We start from the raw sequence: 22388 nt of genomic DNA, 5'->3' as shown, positions 1-22388 counted from the left end.
ATAGGCTGCCAGTGGTGATACGCCGGTGACAGAGTGGCTGATCTCAACCATACCCTTGTGGAAGGCGCTGCATATGACCGCGCTCGGCATCTGGTGCGGGGGCCTGATCGCGCTGCCGATGATGCTCTCGCGCCACGTTCCGCTGGTGACGGGCAATGACTACCGGATCATCCGCCACAGCACCCACCTTGCCTACACCGCGGTGGTGACGCCGGCGGCTGTGATCGCCGTCATCGCCGGAACCTGGCTGATCTTCCTGCGCCAGGCCTTCGTGCCGTGGCTGTTTGCGAAGCTGGCGGTCGTCGGGCTGCTGCTGCTGATCCATGTCTGGATCGGCAGCAGTATCGTGCGGATCGCGGAAGAGCCGGGCAATCACACGCCGCCCAATCCCTATCTGCCGGTGACGGGCGTTCTGGCCTGCGCAACCGCCATCCTGGTGCTGGTGCTCGCCAAGCCCGATTTCGGATGGATTGTCATGCCCGAATGGCTGCGAGTTCCGCGCGGCGGTCAGTTGCCTTTCGAAGTTCCAAGCCGGTAGTCGAACACGAGTTTGCCCCCATGCCAGCCAGTGAAGCCAGCGATCAGCACGCCGACGGCCGAAAGCAGGATGCCGTAGGGCAGGACCGCGCTCTCGTATCCGAGGAGCCGATAGCCCCAATTGGTGCCGAGAAGCGACAGCAGCGTGACGGCGATGATGAAATGCGTCCAGGCGGCGGCCCGCACCCGGATTCCGGAGACGAGCAGCAGTTCGGCCGTTCCCGACAGTCCGGCGAACATTCCGAGCAGGAAGGCGGCGCCGACCGCCCAGACCGCCGCCCGGGCCCAGAACGGATCGCCCGTCCACCAGTAGAGAAGGTCGGCCGCGAAGGTGCAGAAGGTAAGCGCAATGGGAAACGCCACGCTCATGGCGTGCACGGGGTGGCCAAGTATGGCAATCTTCGACTCGGTATCGTCGAAGCCCGGCATTTCCGCAACAGGATCGATGAGTTGCTCGTTTTCACCCTTGCCTTTGATCTTCTGCGCCGCCATGGCGGTCGTCTCCTCAAGCTGGCCCTGATCTGCACAACGCTTGGTAGCCTGTCGGGTTGCGCCGGGCAACTCTCCATGCTCGACCCGGCGGGGCCCGCGGCGCATTCGATCGCCCGCCTCTGGTGGGTGATGCTGATCGGCTCCACGGCGATCTTCGCGCTGGTCATGCTGCTTCTGGCGCTTGCCTGGCGGCCGGCGCGTGCCGGCGCGACAGAGGCAGCGGCCGAGCGAACCTGGATCATGGGCCTCGGCCTCGCATTCCCGGTGGCGGTGCTGCTTGTGCTTCTCGGCTATGGACTGTGGTTAGGCGAGCGGCTTCTGCCGCGCGCCGGCCCCGACGTCGCCAGGGTGGCGGCTGTCGCGCGGCAATGGTCCTGGACCTTTTCCTACGATGAGGCACCCGGTCGGACCACCGACGGTGTCCTGCACATCCCCGCCGGCCGGCCCGTCGACGTGGCCATCACCACGCGCGACGTCATCCACAGCTTCTGGGTCCCGCGCCTGGCGGGCAAGCTCGACGCGATTCCGGGCCACGTCAACGTGCTCAGGATCGAGGCGGATACTCCGGGCAGCTATGCGGGGCTGAGCGCAGAGTTCAGCGGCCACGGCTATGAGGACCATTCCTTCACCGTCATTGCCCACGCCCCGGATGACTGGCAGGCTTTCCTGGAGGACGGACAATGACCGCACTGGCCCGCCACCGCCGGCTCAGCGCCGCCTGGGCCTCGGGGCCCGGCTGGAAGGGCTGGTTCTCGACGGTCAACCACAGCGACGTCGGGCGGATGTTCCTCGTCACCGCGTTCTTCTACTTCCTGGTCGGCGGCATCCTGGCCATGCTGATCCGGGCGCAGCTGGCGACCCCGCACTCGGCCTTTGCCGGCCCCGGGATCTACAGCCAGATCTTCACCATGCACGGGACCATCATGATGTTCCTGTTCGCCATTCCGGCCATCGAGGGAATGGCGATCTATCTCTTGCCGAAGATGCTGGGCACCCGTGACCTCGCCTATCCGCGGCTGACCGCCTACGGCTACTGGTGCTATTTCTTCGGCGGCGCCATGCTGCTCGTCTCGCTCCTCTTCGGGATCGCGCCCGACGGCGGCTGGTTCATGTATCCGCCGCTGACCGGCCGGATCCATTCGCCCGGCATCAACACCGACTTCTGGCTGATCGGCATCACCTTCGTCGAGATCTCCGCCATCTGCGCCGCGGTCGAGTTCACCGTCTCGATCCTGAAATACCGCGCGCCGGGCATGTCGCTGGCGCGGATGCCGATTTTCGCCTGGTACATGCTGGTGGTCTCGCTGATGATCCTGACCGGCTTTCCGCCGCTGATCCTGGGATCGATCCTGCTCGAGTTGGAGCGCGCCTTCGGGATGCCCTTCTTCCAGGTGGAGCTGGGCGGCGACAGCCTCTTGTGGCAGCACCTGTTCTGGCTCTTCGGCCATCCGGAGGTCTACATCATCTTCCTCCCCGCAGCCGGGGTCGTCTCGACCGTGCTGCCGGTGATGGCCTCGACCACGCTGATCGGCTACCGCTGGGTGGTGGCGGCCGCCGTGGCGCTGGCGATCCTGAGCTTCGGGCTCTGGGTGCACCACATGTTCACCACCGGCATCCCGCATATGGGGCTTGCCTTCTTTTCAGCGGCCTCGACGCTGGTGGCCGTCCCCACGGCGGTCCAGGTTTTCGCCTGGATCGGAACGATGTGGAAGGGCACTCCCCGGCTGCACCTGCCGATGCTGCACATTCTCGGCTTCTTCGTCACCTTCGTCATCGGCGGGCTGACCGGCGTCATGGTCGCGGTGGTGCCCTTCGACTGGCAGGTGCACGACACCGCCTTCGTCACCGCTCACCTGCACTACGTGCTCTTCGGCGGCTTCGTCTTCCCGATCCTGGCCGGCATCTACTACTGGCTGCCGCTGGCCTCCGGGCGCAGGCGCTTCTTCCGGCTCGGCAATGTGGCCTTTGCGCTGATCTTCATCGGCTTTCATGTCACCTTCCTTGCCATGCACTGGGTCGGGCTGATGGGGCAGCGGCGGCGCATATCCACCTACGCCCCGGAAGACGGCTGGACGGCCATCAACCTGATCTCCTCGGTCGGCGGCTTCGTGCTGGCGTTCGGCCTGGTCATCGTGCTCATCGAGATCGTGCTGCACCTCGTCGTTCCCCGCCGCTCCCGGCGCAATCCCTGGGGCGCCGGCACGCTGGAATGGGCGGTTCCGATGCCGCCTCCGGCCTACAATTTCGCCAGCCTGCCACGCGTGACCTCGCGCGAGCCGCTCGCCGACGATCCGGATCTCGGCGTGCGGCTCGCGCGCGGCGAGGGATATCTGGGCGACGCACGCGGCGGACTGCGCGAAACGCTGATGGTCGACATCGCCACGGGAGAGCCCGAGCAGCATGTCGTCTACCCCGCCAACACCCGCCTGCCGCTGGTGATGGCGGCGGTGACGGGCGTCTTCTTCCTGTCGCTGCTCCTCAAGCTCTACTGGCTGACGCCGCTCGCGCTGGCGGGAGTGGCCGTGCTCGGCTGGCGCTGGGTCTGGCAGCTCGGCTCGGACACGGACCTCGGCTGCCAGCCGGTCGGCCACGGCCTCGCGCTTGCGAGCGCGTCTGAGACGGACCGGCCGCCCGGCTGGTGGGGCTCGGCCTTCCTGCTGGTGGCCAACGCCACCCTCTTCGGCTCGCTGCTCTTCGGCTACGCCTTCCTCTGGACCGTCGCCCCCGGCTGGCCGCCTGCGGCCTTCATGGAGCCATCGCTTCTCGTCCTCGTCGCCGCCCCGGCGGGGGCTGCGCTGGCGGTGGCGGGCATCGCGCTCGCCGTCCGCCGCAACCGAATCGGCGGCGACCCCACGGCCGCGCTTCTCGCGGCGCTCGCCGGCGCCCTCTGCCTTGCCGGCGCTTTCGCGTTGCTGCTTGCTGGAGCGCCGCATCCCACCGGCCATGCCTACGGCGCCACGCTCTGGGTGCTGGGCTGCTACGGGCTCGTGCATGCGCTGCTGGTGGCGCTGATGCTGGCCTTCCTCCTCGCCCGGCAGAGGGCCGGCTATGTCTCCCGCAGCCGCCGGGCGGAGCTGGCGATCGTGCCGGTCTGGACCGGTTACCTTGCCGTGGTCACCGCGCTCATCCTGGCCGCCGTCTACCTGCCGGGGTTTGCGGCATGAGCGACCTGCTGCGCATCCTGGTCTCGCCGGCGGCCTGGCTCGCCTGCTTCAGCGCCATCTACGGCCTCAGCGGCATCGTCTGCGCCGCCGGCCCCGGCGCGGCGGTCGCGGATGGATCGGGGCCGAGGATGGTGCTGGTCATCGCCTTCCTGCTGGCCGTTCTCCTCCAGGTAGGCCTGCTGGCGCTCGTGTGGTCCGCCCGCTTCGGCGCCGAACCGGGGCTGGTGCGGGTGGTGAGCCGCATCAGCGCCGTGACCGGCCTTGTGGCCACCGTCTGGACGCTGTTTCCCGTGCTCGCCGCTTCCGCCTGCCTGTGAGCATCTGGCCGCTCCCCGCAGGACTCCTGCTGCTTGCCTGGCTCTGGCTCGGTCCGCTGGCCGGGATGGCGCGGCGGGCCTTCTCGCCGCACATGATGCTGCATCTGGGCGTGGTGGTGGTCGCCGCGCCGCTGATCGTCATCGGCCTGCTGCGGCTGGTTCCCGCGGCCCGGCCGCCCCGACGGCTCATGTTGGCGGCCCTTGCCGCCTCCGCCTTCGAGTTCGCGGTGGTCTGGGGCTGGCATGCGCCGGCGCTGCACGAGGCGGCCGCGCGGCTCGACCCGGTCTTCGTGCTGCAGCAGGCGAGCTTCCTGCTCTCGGGGCTGGCGCTGTGGTTCGTATGCCTTGTCGGCCGCGAGCGCGGTCAACTGGCCGTCGGCGTGCTGGCGATGCTGTTCACCTCGATGCACATGGCCATGCTCGGCCTGCTGCTGGTGGTGGCGCCGGCGCTGCTCTACGCGCCGCAATTCTGCCTCGGCGCTTTCGGCCTCGAGCCGCTCGTCGACCAGCAACTGGGCGGCGGTCTGATGGCCTTCCTCGGCGCGCTGCCCTGCGTCGCCGGCGGAGCCTGGCTCGCCTCAAGGCTGGCAGCCGCGGAAGCCTGAGGCGATCCGGAATCGGGACCGGGATGGTGCCGGCGTGGAAACCGCGACAGCCCGGACGCAAGGCACAAAAAAACCCGCTTGCGCGGGTTTTCTGTGGTGTCTGCGGACCGTCGGAACGGCCGAAAACAGAGAATTGGTGCCCAGAAGAGGACTCGAACCTCCACGCCCTTTCGAGCGCTAGCACCTGAAGCTAGTGCGTCTACCAATTCCGCCATCTGGGCAGGCTGGTGCGATTTAGGGGTTGAGCCGCGTCCTGTCAACGGTTGTTTCGCTCCGGGCCGATGTTTCCTGAAAATGACGGTCGCAGCCATGACAATTCAAGTCGTTGCCGGTGCCGCGATGCGGCCGGAGCGGCGCCGGAGCAGGGGCCCGACCGCGGCTCCGGCGGCGCGCCGGCCGGTGCTGGCGGTGGCGGCCCGCGTCATGTCGCATTCACGTCTTCCCAAGCCCCAGCGCCCGGCGTAGGGATCGGGGATGAGCGAGAACCTGATCAGCGCTGCAACACCTCTGCCGGGTCCGGCTGCTATAGCCGAGACGCGCCGCGGCATGGTGCTGGTCTTCGGGGCGGCGCTCGCCTGGAGCTTCGGCGGCGTCATCGCCCGCAGCCTCGAGACCGCCGATCCCTGGACCATCATCGCCTGGCGCTCGCTGGTCGCGGCCCTCTTCCTCACCGGCTTCATGCTCTGGCGCGACGGGCCGCGCGGCACCGTGCGGCTGTTTGCCCGCATGGGCTGGCCCGGCATCTCCGTCGGGCTCTGCTTCGTCGCCTCCTCGGTGTCCTTCATCGTCGCGCTCGGCTACACCACGGTCGCCAACATCCTGCTCATGCAGGCGGGCGTGCCGCTGATCGCAGCCCTCCTCGGCGTGGTGTTTCTCAGGGAGCGCGTCGACGCGGTGACCTGGGCGGCCATCCTGGCGGTGATCGCCGGCATCGCGGTGATGGTGTCGGATTCCTTCGGCGCAGAGGTCTCGCCCATCGGCGACGGCCTGGCGGTGCTGATCGCCTTCACCTTCGCCGCCGCCACGGTGATCACGCGGCGCCATTCCGGCATGCGCATGACGCCCGCGGTGACCTTCGGCTGCATCATCGGTTCGGCCATCGGCTTCGCGCTGGCGGGCGAGCTTGCCGTCAGTGCCCGCGATGCCGGGCTGCTGGTGCTCTTCGGCGCCTTCAATCTCGGCCTCGGCCTGGCGCTGTTCGTCACCGGCGCCCGTCTGGTGCCCTCGGTGATCGCGGCGCTGATCTCGACGCTGGAGCCGGTGCTGGGGCCGGTCTGGGTCTGGATCGTCCACGACGAGGTGCCGGCCGGGCGCACGCTCGCCGGCGGCGGCATCGTCTTCCTGGCGCTGATGGCGCACATCATGTGGCAATGGCGGATGAGCCGCCGCATGGCGCTGCCGATCCCGAGCTGACGCCGCCGCACGGATCTGCAGGCGGCCCGCCGTTTCCGTCTACGCCCTTTCCGCCCCGCAGTGCCGAAGCACGGGCGGGGCCGCCCGGAACGGCCGGGCGGGCCTATTCGCTGATCTTGAGCGCCTCGATGAAGGCTTCCTGCGGGATCTCGACCTTGCCGAACTGGCGCATGCGCTTCTTGCCGGCCTTCTGCTTGTCGAGCAGCTTGCGCTTGCGCGTGGCGTCGCCGCCGTAGCACTTGGCGGTGACGTCCTTGCGCATGGCCGAGATGGTCTCGCGCGCGATCACCTTGCCGCCGATGGCGGCCTGGATCGGGATCTTGAACATGTGCCGCGGGATCAGGTCCTTGAGCTTCTCGCACATGGCGCGGCCGCGCTTTTCCGCCGCCGAGCGGTGCACCAGCATCGACAGCGCGTCGACGGGCTCGTCGTTGACCAGCACGGACATGCGCACCAGGTCGCCTTCCTTGTAGCCGGTGATCTGGTAGTCGAAGCTGGCGTAACCCTTGGAAATCGACTTCAGCCGGTCGTAGAAGTCGAACACCACCTCGTTGAGCGGCAGCTCGTAGGTCACCATGGCGCGCTTGCCGACATAGGACAGGTCGATCTGGACGCCGCGGCGGTCCTGGCACAGCTTGAGAATGGCGCCGAGATAGTCGTCCGGGGTCAGGATCGTCGCCTTGATCCACGGCTCCTCGATCGAATCGATGCGCACCACGTCGGGCATGTCGGCCGGGTTGTGCAGTTCCTTCTCATCGCCATTGGTCATGTTGAGCCGGTAAACCACCGAGGGTGCGGTGGCGATGAGGTCGAGGTCGAACTCGCGCTCGAGCCGCTCCTGGATGATCTCGAGATGCAAGAGACCGAGGAAGCCGCAGCGGAAGCCGAAGCCGAGCGCCGCGGAGGTTTCCATCTCGAAGGAGAACGAGGCGTCGTTGAGCCTGAGCTTGCCCATGGCGGCGCGCAGGTCCTCGAAATCGGCGGCGTCGACCGGAAACAGGCCGCAGAACACCACCGGCTGCGCCGGCTTGAAGCCCGCCAGCGCCTTGGCGGTGGGGCGCTTGTCCTCGGTGATGGTGTCGCCGACGCGGGTGTCGGCCACTTCCTTGATCGAGGCGGTGAAGAAGCCGATCTCGCCGGGTCCGAGCGCATCCGCCATCACCAGCTTCGGCGTGATCACGCCCAGCCGCTCGATGGTGTACTTGGCGCCGGTGCCCATCAGCCGCACGGCCTGGCCCTTCTTCATCTCGCCGTCGAGAATGCGCACCAGCACGATGACGCCGAGATAGGTGTCATACCAGCTGTCGACCAGCAGCGCCTTCAGCGGGTCCCGGGTGGTGCCGCCCTTGGGCGCCGGCAGCCGCTTGACGATGGCTTCGAGCACGTCGGGAATGCCGAGTCCGGACTTGGCCGAGATCATCACCGCGTTGGACGCGTCGAGGCCGATGACCTCCTCGATCTGCGCCTTGATGCGCTCCGGCTCGGCCGCCGGCAGATCAATCTTGTTGAGCACCGGTACGATTTCGTGATCGGCATCGAGCGCCGCATAGACATTGGCGAGCGTCTGCGCCTCCACGCCCTGGCTGGCGTCGACCACCAGCAGCGAGCCCTCGCAGGCCCTGAGCGAGCGCGACACCTCGTAGGCGAAGTCGACATGGCCCGGCGTGTCGATCAGATTGAGCACATAGGTCTCGCCGTCATTGGCCGTGTAGCTGAGCCGCACGGTCTGCGCCTTGATGGTAATGCCCCGTTCTTTCTCGATATCCATCGAGTCGAGCACCTGCGCGCTCATCTCGCGGTCGGCCAGTCCGCCGCAGGTCTGGATCAGCCGGTCGGCGAGCGTGGACTTCCCGTGGTCGATGTGAGCGACGATGGAAAAGTTGCGAATGTGGGAAAGGGGCGTTGTTGTCATGCGCGCGATGTATCAGGCCCGGGAAAAAAGGCAATGGGAATGCGGCGGCAAGCGCCACCTTGCACCGTCAGACCCGATATTTCGCAGTTGAATGCCGACCGCATCCTCGCTATGGGCGGAGACAGGGTTCCATCGGGCTTACGTTACGGCAGCCGGCCGGGACCATCGGCAATGACGCTTGCGACCGGTTCGGGCGCGGCAGGCTTGGACAGCATGATGCATGACCGCTAAATGGGGCCTTCAATGAACGCCGCGGCGGAGCGGCCCGATATCGCGGTGCTGCTCGGCACCTACAACGGCGCGACCTATCTCAGGGCGCAATTGCGGTCGATCGGCAGCCAGCAGCTTGCCGGCGGCCTGACGCCGCGGCTGACGCTCTATGTCTCCGACGACGGCTCGCGCGACGACACCCGCGCCATCATCGCCGAATTCGGCGCCGAGGGCACGGTCCGGGTGGTCGAGGGCGCCGGCCCCTGCATGGGGTTCGCGGAGAACTTCCGCCACCTCGTCCTCACCTGCGGCGACGCCCACGACATCTACCTGTTCTGCGACCAGGATGATCTCTGGCACGCCGACAAGCTGCAGTCCGCCATCAGTCGTCTCGCCCCCTTCGCCAATGCCCCGGCCATGGTCTGCGGCCGCACGCTCAACATCGACGAGACCGGCGCCCGCGTCGGCCTGTCGCCGCTGTTCTCGCGGCAGCCCTCCTTCCGCAACGCCCTGGTGCAGAGCATCGCCGGCGCCAACACCATGGCGTTCAACCGCCTCGCCTTCGCGCTGCTGCGCCGCAGCGCCGGCCACGGGCCCTTCGTCAGCCACGACTGGTGGACGTATCTGATCGTCACCGGCGCCGGCGGCACGGTGATCTACGTGCCCGAACCGACGATTTCCTACCGCCAGCACGCCGGCAACGTGGTGGGCGCCAACACCGGGCTGCTCAGCCGGCTCGACCGCATCCGGCGCGGCCTGCGCGGCCAGTTCCGCGACTGGAACCAGCGCAACATCGGGCTTCTCGCCCTCAACTCCGATCTGCTGACTCAGGAAAACCGCGCCGTGCTGGCGGATTTCCGCCGCGCCCGCAGCCGTCTGTTCCTTGCCGGCCTGCCCTGGCTGTTGAAGTCCGGCGTCTACCGCCAGACGCTGTGGAGCAATCTGCACTTGTACGCGGCCTGCGCGTTTGCGAAGCTTTGACCATCGGCGAGAGACCGAACGGGAGAACGTCATGAAGGGCATCATTCTGGCCGGCGGCAGCGGCACGCGGCTTTATCCGATGACGCAGGCGATCTCCAAGCAGATGCTGCCGATCTACGACAAGCCGATGATCTATTATCCGCTCAGCGTGCTCATGCATGCCGGCATCCGCGAGATCCTCATCATCTCGACGCCGCGCGACCTGCCGATGTTCGAGCATCTGCTCGGCGACGGCTCCAAGTTCGGCGTCGCCTTCAGCTATGCCGAGCAGCCGGCCCCCAACGGCCTGGCCGAGGCCTTCATCATCGGCCGCGAATTTGTCGGCCGCGACAGCTGCGCGCTGGTGCTGGGCGACAACATCTTCTACGGCGCCAGCCTCTCGGACATGTGCGCGGCGGCCTCCCGGCGCGACAGCGGCGCCACGGTGTTTGCCTACAACGTGCTCGATCCCGAGCGCTACGGCGTCGTCTCCTTCGATCCCGAGACCGGCCAGGCGCTCGACATCGAGGAGAAGCCGACTCAGGCCCGGTCCAACTGGGCCGTCACCGGCCTCTATTTCTACGACAACGACGTGCTCGACATCGCCGCCTCGATCCGGCCGTCGCGGCGCGGCGAGCTCGAGATCACCGATGTCAATCTCACCTATCTCCGGCGCGGTGACCTCTATGTGCAGCAGCTCGGCCGCGGCTATGCCTGGCTCGACACCGGCACGCCCGACAGCATGCACGAGGCTGCCGCCTTCGTGCGCACCATCGAGCACCGCCAGGGCATCAAGATCGCCTGCCTGGAGGAGATCGGGCTCGAGAACGGCTGGCTCGGCGCCGAGGAGGTGCTGGCCATCGCCCATGAGCTGGGCAAGACCGACTATGCCGCCTATCTCAGGCGCCGGGTCGGGGAACTGGCCTGATGCCGCGCTTCACCAGGCTGGCCCTGCCCGAGGTGATCGAGGTCGTGCCCGACCGTTTCGCCGACCCGCGCGGCTTCTTCTCCGAGGTCTACAACCGCGCGGTCTGGCGCGAGGGCGGCATCGACGCCGACTTCGTCCAGGACAACCATTCGCTCAGCCGCCAGCCAGGCACGCTGCGCGGCCTGCATTTCCAGACCCCGCCCATGGCCCAGGCCAAGCTGGTGCGGGTGAGCCGCGGTCGCGCCTTCGACGTGGCCGTCGACATCCGCGCTGGCTCGCCCAGCTATCTCGGCTGGGTCGGGGTGGAATTGAGCGCCGAGCGCGGCAACCAGCTGTTCATCCCCGAGGGCTTCGCCCACGGCTTCCTGACGCTGGAGCCCGACACCGAATTCCTCTACAAGGTCTCGGCGGCCTGGTCCCGGCCGCACGACCGTTCGATCCGCTATGACGACGCCGCCATCGGCATCCGCTGGCCGGCGCCGGTCGATCCGGATGCGCTGTCGCCGAAGGACCGCGATGCCCCGGCGCTGGCCGCAACCGACACCGGCTTTGTCTATTGAGGAGCGCCCCGCGATGAATTTCCTGGTCACCGGCGGCGCCGGCTTCATCGGATCGGCGGTCTGCCGCAGGCTGGCCGCCGACCCGGCCCACACCGTGGTCAATCTCGACAGCCTGACCTATGCCGGCAACCTCGCCTCGCTGCGCCAGATCGAGAACCGGCCCAATTACCGGTTCGTCGAGGCCGACATCCGCGACGGCGCCACCGTCTCGGCCCTGCTCGCCGAGGCCGGCATCGACATCGTCATGCACCTGGCCGCCGAAAGCCATGTCGACCGCTCCATCGACGGCCCGGAGGCCTTCATCGAGACCAACATCATCGGCACCTTCCGGTTGCTCGCCGCAAGCCGCGCCTATCGCGACGGCCTGCCCGCCGAGCGCCGCGACCGCTTCCGCTTCCACCATGTCTCCACCGACGAGGTGTTCGGCGACCTGCCTTTCGAGTCGGGCATCTTCACCGAGGAGACGCCCTACCAGCCCTCCTCGCCCTATTCCGCCTCCAAGGCCGCCTCCGACCACCTGGTGCGCGCCTGGGGCCACACCTACGGCCTGCCGGTGGTGCTGTCGAACTGCTCCAACAATTACGGGCCGTTCCACTTCCCCGAGAAGCTCATCCCGCTCGTCATCCTCAACGCGCTGGATGAAAAGCCGCTGCCGATCTATGGCAAGGGCGAGAATGTGCGCGACTGGCTCTATGTCGACGACCATGCCGCAGCACTCGAGGCCGTCGCCACAAGGGGCAGGGCGGGCGAGAGCTACAACATCGGCGGCCGCGCCGAGCGCCGCAACATCGAGGTGGTCGAGACCATCTGCCGCATTCTCGACCGCCGCCGGCCGCGCGCCGGCGGGGTGAGTCATCTCGACCTCATCGAGATGGTCGCCGACCGCCCGGGCCACGACCGCCGCTATGCCATCGATCCGCGCAAGGCCGAGGACGAGCTCGGCTGGCGCGCGCTCGAGAGCTTCGAGAGCGGCATGGAGAAGACGGTGGACTGGTATCTCGGCAATGACTGGTGGTGGAAGCCGATCCGCGAGCGGAAATATTCGGGCGCCCGCCTCGGCGCCGCTGCGGGCTGAACGTGCGGATCGCGGTCACCGGCACGAGCGGTCAGCTGGCTCTCTCGCTCGGCGAGCGCGCCGCGGCCGTGGCCGGCGTCAGCGTCATCCGGCTGGGTCGGCCGGAGCTTGACCTGCTGCGGCCCGAAACCGTCGCGCCGGCGCTGGCCGCCTGCGGCGCCGACATCGTCGTCAACGCCGCCGCCTACACCGCCGTCGACCGGGCCGAGAGCGAGCCGGCGCTGGCCCATGCCGTCAATGCGACCGGCGCGCAAGCCGTGGCCGCCGCAGCCGCCGGCCTCGGCCTGCCGGTGATTCAGATCTCCACCGACTATGTCTTCGACGGCACGGCGCCCGACCCCTATGCCGAAACCGCGCCGACCGGCCCGGTGTCGGTCTATGGCGCGAGCAAGCTCGCCGGCGAAGGCCTGGTCGCCGCCGCCAATCCGCGCCATCTCATCGTCCGCACCGCCTGGGTCTACAGTCCTTTCGGCGGCAACTTCGTCAGCACCATGCTGCGGCTCGCGGCCACGCGCGATACCATCCAGGTGGTCGATGACCAGCTCGGCAATCCGACCTCGGCGCTGGATCTCGCCGACGGCCTCGTCGCCGCGGCGCGGCGCGCACTCTATCCCGGTTTCTCGGCCTGGGGCATCTATCACATGGCGGGGTCGGGCGCGGCGTCCTGGGCCGGTTTTGCCGCCCAGGTGTTGGATGAAAGCCGCCGGTCGGGCGGCCCGTACGCCACCATCGAGCCCATTCCGGGGGCCCAGTTCGTCACCGCCGCGCGCCGGCCGACGAACTCCCGCCTCGACACCGCCCGGGCCGCATCCGTCTTCGGATCGGGCCTGCCGGACTGGCGCTTGTCGGTCGCCGCGGTGGTGCGCCGGCTCGCCGCCGACAGCCGCGCCGCCGCCGCCGAGGCCGCCCCGGGTCGGATCTAACTTCTTGCTGCGCAAGCGATAATTCCGCCGCGCCGACGGTCGCCCGGGCGGGTCCCCGACCGCGCGCCAGGGCGGCCCGGCCTCGAGCCGCGTCTCCGCCCGGCCATGTCGGAGGAGGCGCGGCTTGCGTCATCGCCGGCGCCCTCGCGGCAGCCAGGACCGCCCGGCCCGGCCTGCGGATCTGCCGCGGCGCCACGCTGCGCCCGCGAAAAAATATGGCCGCCCGCGTCCACACCGTCGCGGCCGGGGCGATACTGCAGGCTTCGCTCCCGGAGGATCCGCCGATGGACCAGACCGCCAATCTCGCCTTGCCCTTCATCCTTCCCGCCCAGGCCCAGAAGCACGTCACCCACAACGAGGCGCTGCAGGCGCTCGACGCGCTGGTGCAGCTCTCGGTGCTGTCGCGCTCGCTCGCCGATCCGCCGGGCGCGCCGGCCGAGGGCGACCGCTACCTGGTGCCCGCCGGCGCCACCGGCGCCTGGGCCGGCCGGCAGGATAGCATCGCCGCCTTCCAGTCGGGCGGATGGACGCTGTTTGCGCCGCGCCGCGGCTGGCTCGCCTGGGTCGGCGACGAGGAGGCGCTGATCGCCTGGTCCGGCGCCGGCTGGACCGCGGCGGGCGGCGAGCCGCTCAACCCGGCCGAGCTGGTCGGCGTCAACACCACCGCCGACGCGGTCAACCGGCTCGCCGTCAAGTCCGAGGCGGTGCTGATCTCCCACGACGACGTCACCCCCGGCAGCGGCAGCGTCCGCATCAAGCTCAACAAGGCCGCACCCGAGGGCACCGCCTCGCTCGTCCTCCAGACCGGCTGGTCGGGCCGCGCCGAATGGGGGCTTACCGGCGACGACGATCTTCGCCTCAAGGTCTCGGCCGACGGCGATGCCTGGACCGAGGCGCTGCGGGTGGACCGGGAGAGTGGCGAGACCTCGGTGCGCGGACTGCGCCAGGCGCGGGCGAACGGTGCGCCGGCCGGCACCATCCTCTTCACCCCGGGCGGCGACGGCGCCGTCTCGCTCTACCGCACCGATTCCGTCTCCGGGCAGAATCCGCGCACCGCGGTGCTGGCGTCGGTCTCGGGCGACACCCTCACGCTGAGCGAGCCGGTCGCCGACACGATCTTCGGCCACCTGATGGGCGGCGTCAGCTACGCCCGCATCTGGAACGTGTCGCGCAGCCCCGACGGCCACAGCGCCTGGGTCAGGGCGAGGCCCGACGCCTCGACGCTCGAGCTCATCTCGGCCGCCTCCACCGCCGGCTGGCTGCCCGGCGACACCATCCAGCTCGGCGACCCGCTGTCGGTCACGCCGGGGCGCTGCATCACGCTCGACATCTCGCCGATGCTGTTTGCGGTCTTCGGCACCGTCTTCCGCCAGACCGGCATCGTCATCCGCGCCAACATCCCCGCCGCCGCCGCCGGAGATGGTTTGGGGGTTTCACCGACAGGTATTGCCGGTTCTTTTGTCTCCTGCGCCGCTGCCCCGTCCAGCGCCGGAGTGACTATGATGGCCTGCACCGAACCGTCGCCGGTCTCGAATTCCAACCTCGTGCGGCTACGGGAACAGATCGCAGGAACCGCCACAACCCGGCTGGTGTCGTCGATCGCCGTTTTGGCCTGACCCACACTGCGAGGCGCTCGTCTCTTCCACGCCGAGCGGTCGCCGTCTTGCCAGTGTGCTTTTTGCTGGCATAGGCTGCTCCTGGGTCTTCAAGTGCAGTATTTGCGCTGCAGGCGAGCAACCCTCTGTCGGGAGATGACGATGACGTCGGATAAGTCGCCGATTGGCCGCCGCCATGCAGATGTTGGTCCCCTGGAAGTCTGGGCCGAACGCCGCCAGTTCCAGCTCGATTTTCTCCGGCGCTTTGGATTGGCTCCTGTTCACAGGCTGCTTGATCTCGGCTGCGGCACATTGCGCGGCGGTATACCGCTGATCGCCTATCTCCAACCGGGTCACTACACTGGGCTGGAAAGCAGGACGGAAACCCTTGCGGAGGCACGTCAGGAACTGGCCGAAAGCGGATTGACTGACCGTCGCCCGACGCTGCTGCACGTCGTCTCACTCGCCGACATCCATTTGGAAAACAGGCAGGACTATATCTGGGCCTTTTCGGTGATGATCCATTTCACCGATGCTGTGTTGGAAGATGCGCTCTCCCTGGTGTCTCGGTCCCTGGCCGATGGCGGCATGCTGCTCGGCAACATCATCATTGGCGACGGGCCTGACAAGCTCTGGCGCGATACCGGGTTGCCGGTCGTGGAGCGCCCCTGGGGCTTCTACACCGAGGCCTGCGCGCGTTGGGGGCTCGCTATTGAGGATCTTGGGTCTCGCTCCGATTTCGGGGACAGTCACGGCTATTCGCCGGATGCTGGTCCCGATACGCGGCGGATGGTCAGGATGGTTCGCGCCTAAGCGGGCGGCAATGGGTGTAGCCCGACCACCTCCCCGCCGCCCTGTCACATTGGCACATCGGTGTTGCTTCCGCCGTCATGCCGGCCCCCGAGCCGGCATCCTGACGGCCGCGGAGTCTTCCGCGCCGCCGACGCGCCGCCGCTGGACCCCGGCTCGGGTGACGGGGAGGAGGGGCGGGTGCCTCCGGACCCCCTCACCACAGAATCCAAAACTTGCCCCCTCCGCCGGCTGCGCCGGCACCTCCCCCGGGGGCGGGGGAGGAAAACCATCGTGCTCGAGGCGGGTTTTCCCTCCCCGCTCCGGGGAGGGTGGCGCGCAGCGCCGGGTGGGGCGAGATCGTTCCTGGCCTCGCCATCTGTGGGATGACTCCGACCCCGCGGCCATCCCGCGGCATCGGACGGGTTGTGGAAAATCAGCCGCTTGGCCAGGCCCACCCGGCTCCCCGCGGAAAAAAGGGTGCCCTTTCGTCCACCCTCCCGCCCGCCATGCGATGATCCTGCATCCAATTCAACCACAGGAGACGTCCCATGACCCATCAGATCCAGGAGGCCGGCGAGGCCCGCCAGCCGGAAGCCGCCGCCGGTGTTGCCCCCGCCGCCGACTTCGACATCGCCGAGGCCTTCGACGAATTCGGCGAGGCTTTTCGCGAGTTCCGCGCCACCAACGACGCCCGCCTGGCGCAGCTCGAGCGCCGCGGCTCCGCCGACGCGCTCACCGAGGACAAGCTGCGCCGGCTCGACACCGCGCTGGCCGATTTCGACCGGCTGGTGGTCCGCGCCGCCCGGCCCCCTCTCGGCGGCCCAGGCGGCGACGGCGAGGTCCGCGCGGCGATGAACGCCTATGTCCGCAAGGGCCGCACCGATGGCTACGAGGGGCTCGAGGGCAAGGGCATGAGCGTCGGCTCCGAGGCCGATGGCGGCTATCTCGTCCCTGACGAGACCGAGACCGCGCTGACGGCCGCGCTGCGCGACGAATCGCCGATCCGCGCGCTCGCCTCCGCGCTCACCATCTCCACCAGCCTCTACAAGCGGCCCTTCGTGGTCTCGGGCGCCGGCTCCGGCTGGGTGGCCGAAACCGCCGCCCGCGTCGAGACCAGCACCCCGCAGCTGGCCGAGCTCGGCTTCCCCGCCATGGAGCTCTATGCCTGCCCGGCGGCCACCAAGCAGCTGCTCGACGATTCGGTGGTCGACATCGAGACCTGGCTGGTGGGCGAAATGGCCACCGCCTTCGGCGAGCAGGAGACCCGCGCCTTCATCGAGGGCGACGGCCTGACCATGCCGCGCGGCATCCTCGCCTATCCGCGCGTCGCCCATGACGCCGCCGGCTTCGGCCAGGTCGGCACGCTTGCGACCGGCACTCCGGGCGATTTCGATCCCGACGCGCCCGCCGACGTGCTGCTCGACCTGGTGCATTCGCTCGGCGCCCGCTACCGCCGCAACGGCGTCTTTCTCATGAACCGCATGACGCTGAGCGCCGTGCGCCGGCTCAAGAACGCCGATGGCGACTATCTCTGGCAACCGCGGCTGGGCGAGGGGCTGGAGACCAGCCTGATGGGCTTCCGCGTCGAGGAATGCGAGGACATGCCCGACATCGCCCCGGGCGCGCCGGCCATCGCGTTCGGCGACTTCCGCCGCGCCTATCTCATCGTCGACCGCCAGGGCGTGCAGATCCTGCGCGATCCCTATTCGGCCAAGCCCTACGTGCTCTTCTACGCCACCAAGCGCGTCGGCGGCGGCATCACCGACTTCAATGCGCTCCGACTGCTCACGTTCTGAGCGGCGGGAGCATTGAACTCACAAGGGCGCGGCTGTCATGGCCGCGCCTTTGGCGGCGGCGCCATCATCCTTCTGCCCTCAATCTCCGCGTCCCGGAGCATCGACCAGGCATTGGTTCGACCTTTGGGAAACGGCTGTGCTATAGGCGGGCAGCAAGCCGCTATCGACCAGGGGGCCGCCCCTGCCCGATTGCGCTTCTTGCCTGCGGAATCGGTCTTTGCCATGCTGCGGGACCGGACCGGACGGACGGTGGTGACGACCATGATCGAGTGCTGAGGGAGCCGCAATGACAGACCAGATGCCTGACTCACCACTGGTCAAACGGATCGTGGATGCCGCGCGCACCGATCCCCAGGGCGCTGAAGCCGGCATGGAAACCGCGGTGCGGAAAATGGAGCGCTGGATGGACGAGCGCGCCATTGACGGCGATCGCCGCCGCCAGATGCAGGAGAGGATCGACCAGGCGCTTGCCGAAGCGCGCCGGCAGCTCGGCGCCGATGAACCAGCCTGGCCGGATGTCTCAGGCTCCCCAGACGTCTCCGCCGGTCCCGAGGTCTTCGACGTGGCCAACGATGCGGGCCGCCCACCCGAACAAGCCGGAGCCCGGTCGTTTCGCGCCGGGCCGGTCGGCGCGCTCCTCGGGCTGGCCTGCATCCTCGCGGCGGCCTTTGCCTGGTGGGCCGGTTTCTTTCCCGCACTCTTTCCGACTTCGGCGGACCGGCCGCTGTTCACGCTCGATGCCGGCACCCCGATCACGGCGGCGGCGGACAACACCATTGATCGCAGCCCTGGCGACGTGGCCTTCACGCTCCGGTCGACGGCCGAAGATCCGACGAGCGGTTACACCACTGGAGGCGCGTTCATTGCGCTGTCGCCCGAGGTCGAGGATCTGGCCAGCGGCCGCACGGTGAGGGTGACTATCCGTGCCGCGACGGTTGCCGACCGGCCGTCGGCGGAATTCGCGGTTGCCTATTCCACGGCGAGTGTCGGCAATAGCGGCTGGCGAAAATTCGCGCCAGATTCGCGCCTGCAATCCTGGAGCTTCGACTACACTGTGCCGAAACGTCTTCAGGATGAAGGAGAGGATTATATCGGCATCTGGGCCGACACCTCCGGCACGGGTGGCGGCATCCGCATCGAGGACATCCGTCTGCAACTGGTCGAGCAGCCGGATTGACGTGCCTGCAGGGGTTCCCTCAGTAGCTAGGGCGGCTGGCGCCGCAACGGACGGCTTCCTGCCGGCAGTCCCGCCGAACAGTCGCTGATCCGTCCCACGGCCGGCCGCGCGCCAGCAGCCCGGCCCTCACTGCGTCTGCCGCGACTTCGGTTGTCCGGCGCCGCGCCCCGCGCTTGTGTTGGCGGCAAGTGTTGAATATGAAGCGGGTGCCGCCGGCTTGGATGAGACCTCGCCGTTCGCCTGATGGCCGTTCATCCGGTTTCCGGCTGCTCATGGTCTCGCCGGATTGTGGGGCCGCCAGAGGAGGGGTGGGCGTGTCAGCTGCCCGCAATGGCGACAGGGCACGGCCGCCGGCCGCCGCGTTCACGCCCACAGCCATGGATGTCGATATGAAGCTTTTCTCCCGCATTGACGCCGAGGCCGCGCTGGTCCTCGCTCTCCTGGTGCTGATGGCGGCGGCGGTCTTCCAGCTCGCCATGAAATCCGCCTTCGACATCGGTTCCGACTGGATCCCGGTCTACGGTTCGGCCCTGGCCGGCGGCCTGGTGCTGGCGCTCATGGCGCTGCGCTTTCCCCGCGCGCTGCCGGGGCTGCTGCTCGCCTCCGTTGCCGTCCCGCTGATGCTTCTGGGCCACACGCCGGCGCTGATGATCGTCGTCTTCCAATGGTGCACGGTCTTTGCCCTCGGCCTGCTGTTCGCGCCCGGCCGGGTGGAGAGCAACGATCAGGTCGCCGGCGCCCTCATCATCGGCTACGTGGTCTATTCCGTGGCGCTGCTGTGCCTGGTCCATCTCGGGGTCTTTACCCCTTGGGTGATCGCCACCTTCCACCTCATCCCGATCGCCGCTGCCGGCTGGTTCTGTCGCGGGAAGCTGCGTCCCGGCAGCATTCTGAGCAGGCGCGCGCAGGATGCGACATCCGCTCTCACCGACCTCGCCATCCTGTTTCTGGTCTTCGCCGGCGCGATCATCCTTGTCTATTTCGCGACAGTCCCCGACAACGGCTCGGACTCCATCGCCGCCTACCGGCCGATGATCACCGACATCCTGCGCGACGGCGCCCTCACCATCGACCCGACCAAGCGGACCATCAATCTGCTGCCGCTGATCGAACTGTGGGGCCAGACCGCGTCGGCGACGCTGGCGCAGGATCTGCACGCGGCCAAGATCTGGAATCTGTCGATCTTTCTCTTTGCGTTCTATGTGCTCGCCAGCGCCGGCTCCCGGCTGGGCGCGCGCCTGCCGCACACCGCCATCCTGTTGGGTACGGCTGTCTGCATCCTTGTGCCGGCCTTCTACAACGTTACGCTCAGCGGGTTTGTTGACAATTCGGCGCTACTGATGACGGCGGTCATGGTATTCTGGTGCCTGCGGATCGTGTCTTCCGAAACGGAGACCGACGGCTTCACATATCGCAATGCCATTTGGGCAGGGCTGATCCTTGGCCTGGCCTTCATATCGAAATACACGCTGGTCTTTTCGATTGCATTCCTGGCGATTGCCCTGACAGCCTACATCGCGGCCAGCAAGCGGTTTCAAGAGAAATACAGCAAGATAGCAATTACCGCCGTTTCCGCTCTGATCCTGCCGGTTTCCTATTTGCTCTTTGTCTATTACGTGACCGGCAATCCATTCTTCCCCTTCGAAAACGAGAAGTGGCAGAGTCCGTTCTTCGGCACCCATGTTTTCGTCTCTGTCCACAGCGGCTATCTGCATCCGGCGCTGTTTTGGGACATGACGGTCAACACCGGAGCCTACAGCGTCAGCGGCGCGGTGGACGGAAAACTGGGCCTGTCCTATCTCTTCGGCGCGGTGGTGGCCTTCTATGCGGTTGCCCGGGCCTTGCTCCGCCGCGACGTCGCTGCGGGGATCTGGCTCACCGCCGCGACCTTCCTGATCGCGACGGTGCTGCTGTCCTGGGCGCAGAATTCGTCACGCTATGTCGCTCCCAGTCTGGCCCTCCTCGTGCCGGCGGTGCTGTTCGTCCTGCAGGGGAACCACCGGCGGCTCTGGACCGGCTTCTTCGTCATCATGCTCACCGGCCATATCGCGTTGATCCCGCGGTATGGCTACGGCGCCGGGACCTTCGCGCTGGCGGACTCGCCGAAGGCCGCCCACGCAGCCCTCTACGACCACAAGCTGGACCGGCAGAGGATCGCCGATGACCTGTCGAGACGCTATGGGCAGCAGGGTCGGATCCTCGATCTCGGCGGCCAGGCGGTCTCCATCGGCGAGACGCTGGAAAACGGCTGGTATGACCACCCGGCCGCCACAAGGATCGGTACGGCCCTCAAGAAAGGCGCGGAGGAATTTGCGGCCTTCCTTGCCGACGAGAACATCGACGCCGTCGTGGTGGGCCGCTACGACAGTACCCGCCTCGACAGCGCAACCCTGGCGTTGCTGCGCGATTCCTCGCAACAGGTGGACCAGGAGGGCAGCCTGCTGGTGTTCCACCTCCGGGACGAGATCCGCTTCGACCGGTTCATCGAGGTGCCGGCGATCCCCGGCCGGCAGCAATACCAGGCGACACCGGAAAAGGGTAGCTTCGCCTGGCAGATAGATTATGTCTGTCGTGAATCCGGCACCATTCTCCGGGTCAACATAGTTGGAGGCCAATGGCGGGACAGTTTTCCCGCTTTCGGGCTTTGCGACAACCGGCAGGCAAGCTGGCGGTCGCCGCTGCTGGCGGCGGACGGCAGGAATGCGTCGCTTGTGGTGTTCTACCAGTTTCCGGAGGGCCTCGCGGTAGAACGCGCGGGCTACTGGTACCGGCCGCAGTGAGCCCGGTATATCCCGACCGTGGCGAGCGGCGCCTGCGTGCCCCGCGCCGGATCGCGCGCCTATCAAAAACCATGGCCGGTTTGTCGGGGTTGTGCGGGCGCGATGCCGCTTGCTAAACCCGCATGAGGCAACCGCAGGATGGCACACAGCATGACCATGATCGACAGCAAGCCCGAGCGCATCTCGGCCATTGTTCCCTGCTACCATTGCGCCGACCACATCGTCGCCGTCGTCTCGGGCCTGCTGCCCTATGTCGAGCGGGTCTACGTCATCGATGACAAGTGCAGCGAAGGCGCGGGCCGGTTGGTCGTCGCGGCGGGTTTCGGCGAGGCCGTCACGGTGATCTTTCACGACACCAATCTCGGCGTCGGCGGCGCGGTGATGACCGGCTACAGCCGGGCGCTCGCCGACGGCATGGACATCATGATCAAGGTCGATGGCGACGGCCAGATGGATCCCGCCAACATCCCGGCGCTGGTGGCGCCGATCCTGCAGGGCCGCGCCGACTACACCAAGGGCAACCGCTTCTTCTCGATCGAGGACCTGGAGCGGATGCCGAAGATCCGGCTGGTTGGCAACGCGGCGCTGTCCTTCGTCAGCAAGGTGTCCTCGGGCTACTGGGACGTGATGGACCCGACCAACGGCTTCACCGCCATCCACCGCTCGGCGCTGGCGCAACTGCCGCTCGGCAAGATCTCCACGCGCTTCTTCTTCGAATCCGACATGCTGTTCAGGCTCTATCTGGCGCGTGCCGTAGTCCGCGATGTGCCAATGCGGGCCATCTACGGCGAGGAGATCAGCACGCTCAACATCCGGCGGGTGCTGCGCGAGTTCCCGAAACTTTATCTGCGCAATTTCTTCAAGCGCTTCGTCTATTCCTACCTGATGCGCGATTTCAATGTGGGCTCGATCGAGACCGTGACCGGCCTGCTGCTGTTCGGCTTCGGCACCCTGTTCGGCCTGGTCAACTGGATCTCCTACGGCATGGCCGGGGTGCCGACGCCGGTCGGCACCATCATGATCGCCTCGCTGCCGGTCATCCTCGGCGCGCAACTGCTGCTGGCGGCACTGGCGTTCGACGTGTCGCGCGTGCCGACCAGTCCCATCAGTTCACAGGAACACTTTCGGTCGTGAGGAGTATCAGGGCTGCCA

General features: G+C 67.7%; 19 protein-coding genes and 1 tRNA gene. 17 read left to right on the top strand and 3 right to left on the bottom strand.

The window, feature by feature from the left end; translation table 11 throughout:
* The first annotated feature begins 25 nt into the window (after window positions 1–25).
* Window positions 26–538: a CopD family protein gene (locus DFR52_RS13500; protein ID WP_110032485.1), complete on the top strand. Its 513-nt coding sequence runs from the start codon at window positions 26–28 to the stop codon at window positions 536–538.
* Here the strand turns inward: DFR52_RS13500 and DFR52_RS13495 are convergent.
* A complete protein-coding gene (locus DFR52_RS13495; RefSeq protein ID WP_110032484.1) occupies window positions 508–1029 on the bottom strand; it encodes a DUF2231 domain-containing protein in 522 nt (173 codons plus the stop codon). The two genes, DFR52_RS13500 and DFR52_RS13495, sit on opposite strands and share 31 nt — an antisense overlap.
* On the opposite strand from DFR52_RS13495, the gene DFR52_RS13490 reads away from it, so the two are divergent.
* The 4 genes from DFR52_RS13490 to DFR52_RS24890 are packed head-to-tail and all read left to right on the top strand — an operon-like array spanning window position 988 to window position 5115.
* Window positions 988–1713 (top strand): cytochrome c oxidase subunit II, encoded by a 726-nt coding sequence (locus DFR52_RS13490; protein ID WP_342587907.1) that lies wholly within the window; start codon window positions 988–990, stop codon window positions 1711–1713. The two genes, DFR52_RS13495 and DFR52_RS13490, sit on opposite strands and share 42 nt — an antisense overlap.
* On the top strand, window positions 1710–4193 hold the full coding sequence (ctaD, locus tag DFR52_RS13485; protein ID WP_110032482.1) for a cytochrome c oxidase subunit I: 2484 nt from the start codon (window positions 1710–1712) through the stop codon (window positions 4191–4193). Before DFR52_RS13490 ends, ctaD begins: the two co-directional genes overlap by 4 nt.
* Entirely contained in the window at window positions 4190–4510 is a 321-nt protein-coding gene (locus DFR52_RS24895; RefSeq protein WP_110032481.1) for a hypothetical protein, read from the top strand. Before ctaD ends, DFR52_RS24895 begins: the two co-directional genes overlap by 4 nt.
* Entirely contained in the window at window positions 4507–5115 is a 609-nt protein-coding gene (locus tag DFR52_RS24890) for a cytochrome c oxidase assembly protein (RefSeq protein ID WP_245415333.1), read from the top strand. Before DFR52_RS24895 ends, DFR52_RS24890 begins: the two co-directional genes overlap by 4 nt.
* A 134-nt stretch (window positions 5116–5249) precedes the next feature.
* Here DFR52_RS24890 and DFR52_RS13470 read toward each other — a convergent pair.
* Window positions 5250–5336, bottom strand: a tRNA-Leu gene (locus tag DFR52_RS13470).
* A gap of 253 nt (window positions 5337–5589) precedes the next feature.
* Between DFR52_RS13470 and DFR52_RS13465 the strand changes: the two genes are divergently transcribed.
* Window positions 5590–6528: a DMT family transporter gene (locus tag DFR52_RS13465; RefSeq protein WP_110032480.1), complete on the top strand. Its 939-nt coding sequence runs from the start codon at window positions 5590–5592 to the stop codon at window positions 6526–6528.
* A gap of 103 nt (window positions 6529–6631) precedes the next feature.
* Here the strand turns inward: DFR52_RS13465 and lepA are convergent, their stop codons facing one another.
* Complete coding sequence (gene lepA, locus DFR52_RS13460) at window positions 6632–8440, bottom strand: translation elongation factor 4 (RefSeq protein WP_110032479.1); 1809 nt, start codon at window positions 8438–8440, stop codon at window positions 6632–6634.
* Window positions 8441–8683: 243 nt separating this feature from the next.
* On the opposite strand from lepA, the gene DFR52_RS13455 reads away from it, so the two are divergent.
* From DFR52_RS13455 to DFR52_RS13405, 11 genes are all read left to right on the top strand, one after another.
* Window positions 8684–9631, top strand: coding sequence for a glycosyltransferase (locus tag DFR52_RS13455; RefSeq protein ID WP_245415332.1), 948 nt, complete (start codon window positions 8684–8686; stop codon window positions 9629–9631).
* Between the two features lie 31 nt (window positions 9632–9662).
* Window positions 9663–10538, top strand: a complete 876-nt coding sequence (rfbA, locus tag DFR52_RS13450; RefSeq protein WP_110032478.1) for a glucose-1-phosphate thymidylyltransferase RfbA — start codon at window positions 9663–9665, stop codon at window positions 10536–10538.
* Window positions 10538–11098: a dTDP-4-dehydrorhamnose 3,5-epimerase gene (gene rfbC, locus DFR52_RS13445; protein WP_110032477.1), complete on the top strand. Its 561-nt coding sequence runs from the start codon at window positions 10538–10540 to the stop codon at window positions 11096–11098. Before rfbA ends, rfbC begins: the two co-directional genes overlap by 1 nt.
* A gap of 13 nt (window positions 11099–11111) precedes the next feature.
* Window positions 11112–12173 carry a dTDP-glucose 4,6-dehydratase gene (rfbB, locus tag DFR52_RS13440; protein ID WP_110032476.1) on the top strand — a complete coding sequence of 354 codons (1062 nt, stop codon included), beginning with the start codon at window positions 11112–11114 and terminating at the stop codon, window positions 12171–12173.
* A 2-nt stretch (window positions 12174–12175) separates the two neighbouring features.
* Window positions 12176–13096, top strand: coding sequence for a dTDP-4-dehydrorhamnose reductase (gene rfbD, locus DFR52_RS13435; RefSeq protein ID WP_110032475.1), 921 nt, complete (start codon window positions 12176–12178; stop codon window positions 13094–13096).
* Between the two features lie 284 nt (window positions 13097–13380).
* The gene (locus DFR52_RS13430) at window positions 13381–14712 is read left to right on the top strand and encodes a DUF2793 domain-containing protein (protein WP_158284963.1); all 1332 of its coding nucleotides are present in this window, start codon (window positions 13381–13383) and stop codon (window positions 14710–14712) included.
* Between the two features lie 141 nt (window positions 14713–14853).
* Window positions 14854–15504, top strand: a complete 651-nt coding sequence (locus DFR52_RS13425) for an SAM-dependent methyltransferase (RefSeq protein WP_158284962.1) — start codon at window positions 14854–14856, stop codon at window positions 15502–15504.
* A 527-nt stretch (window positions 15505–16031) separates the two neighbouring features.
* Window positions 16032–17279 (top strand): phage major capsid protein, encoded by a 1248-nt coding sequence (locus DFR52_RS13420; protein ID WP_110032472.1) that lies wholly within the window; start codon window positions 16032–16034, stop codon window positions 17277–17279.
* Between the two features lie 286 nt (window positions 17280–17565).
* Window positions 17566–18456 carry a hypothetical protein gene (locus tag DFR52_RS13415; RefSeq protein WP_110032471.1) on the top strand — a complete coding sequence of 297 codons (891 nt, stop codon included), beginning with the start codon at window positions 17566–17568 and terminating at the stop codon, window positions 18454–18456.
* A gap of 389 nt (window positions 18457–18845) precedes the next feature.
* Complete coding sequence (locus DFR52_RS13410) at window positions 18846–21236, top strand: hypothetical protein (protein WP_110032470.1); 2391 nt, start codon at window positions 18846–18848, stop codon at window positions 21234–21236.
* A gap of 150 nt (window positions 21237–21386) precedes the next feature.
* Window positions 21387–22370 (top strand): glycosyltransferase family 2 protein, encoded by a 984-nt coding sequence (locus DFR52_RS13405; protein ID WP_110032469.1) that lies wholly within the window; start codon window positions 21387–21389, stop codon window positions 22368–22370.
* Window positions 22371–22388: the final 18 nt, after the last annotated feature.

The sequence above is a fragment of the Hoeflea marina genome, assembly GCF_003182275.1.
In the GTDB taxonomy this organism is placed as follows: Bacteria; Pseudomonadota; Alphaproteobacteria; order Rhizobiales; family Rhizobiaceae; genus Hoeflea; species Hoeflea marina.
Note: the sequence above shows the minus strand (reverse complement) of the source record. Positions and strands in the feature narration are given on the sequence as shown.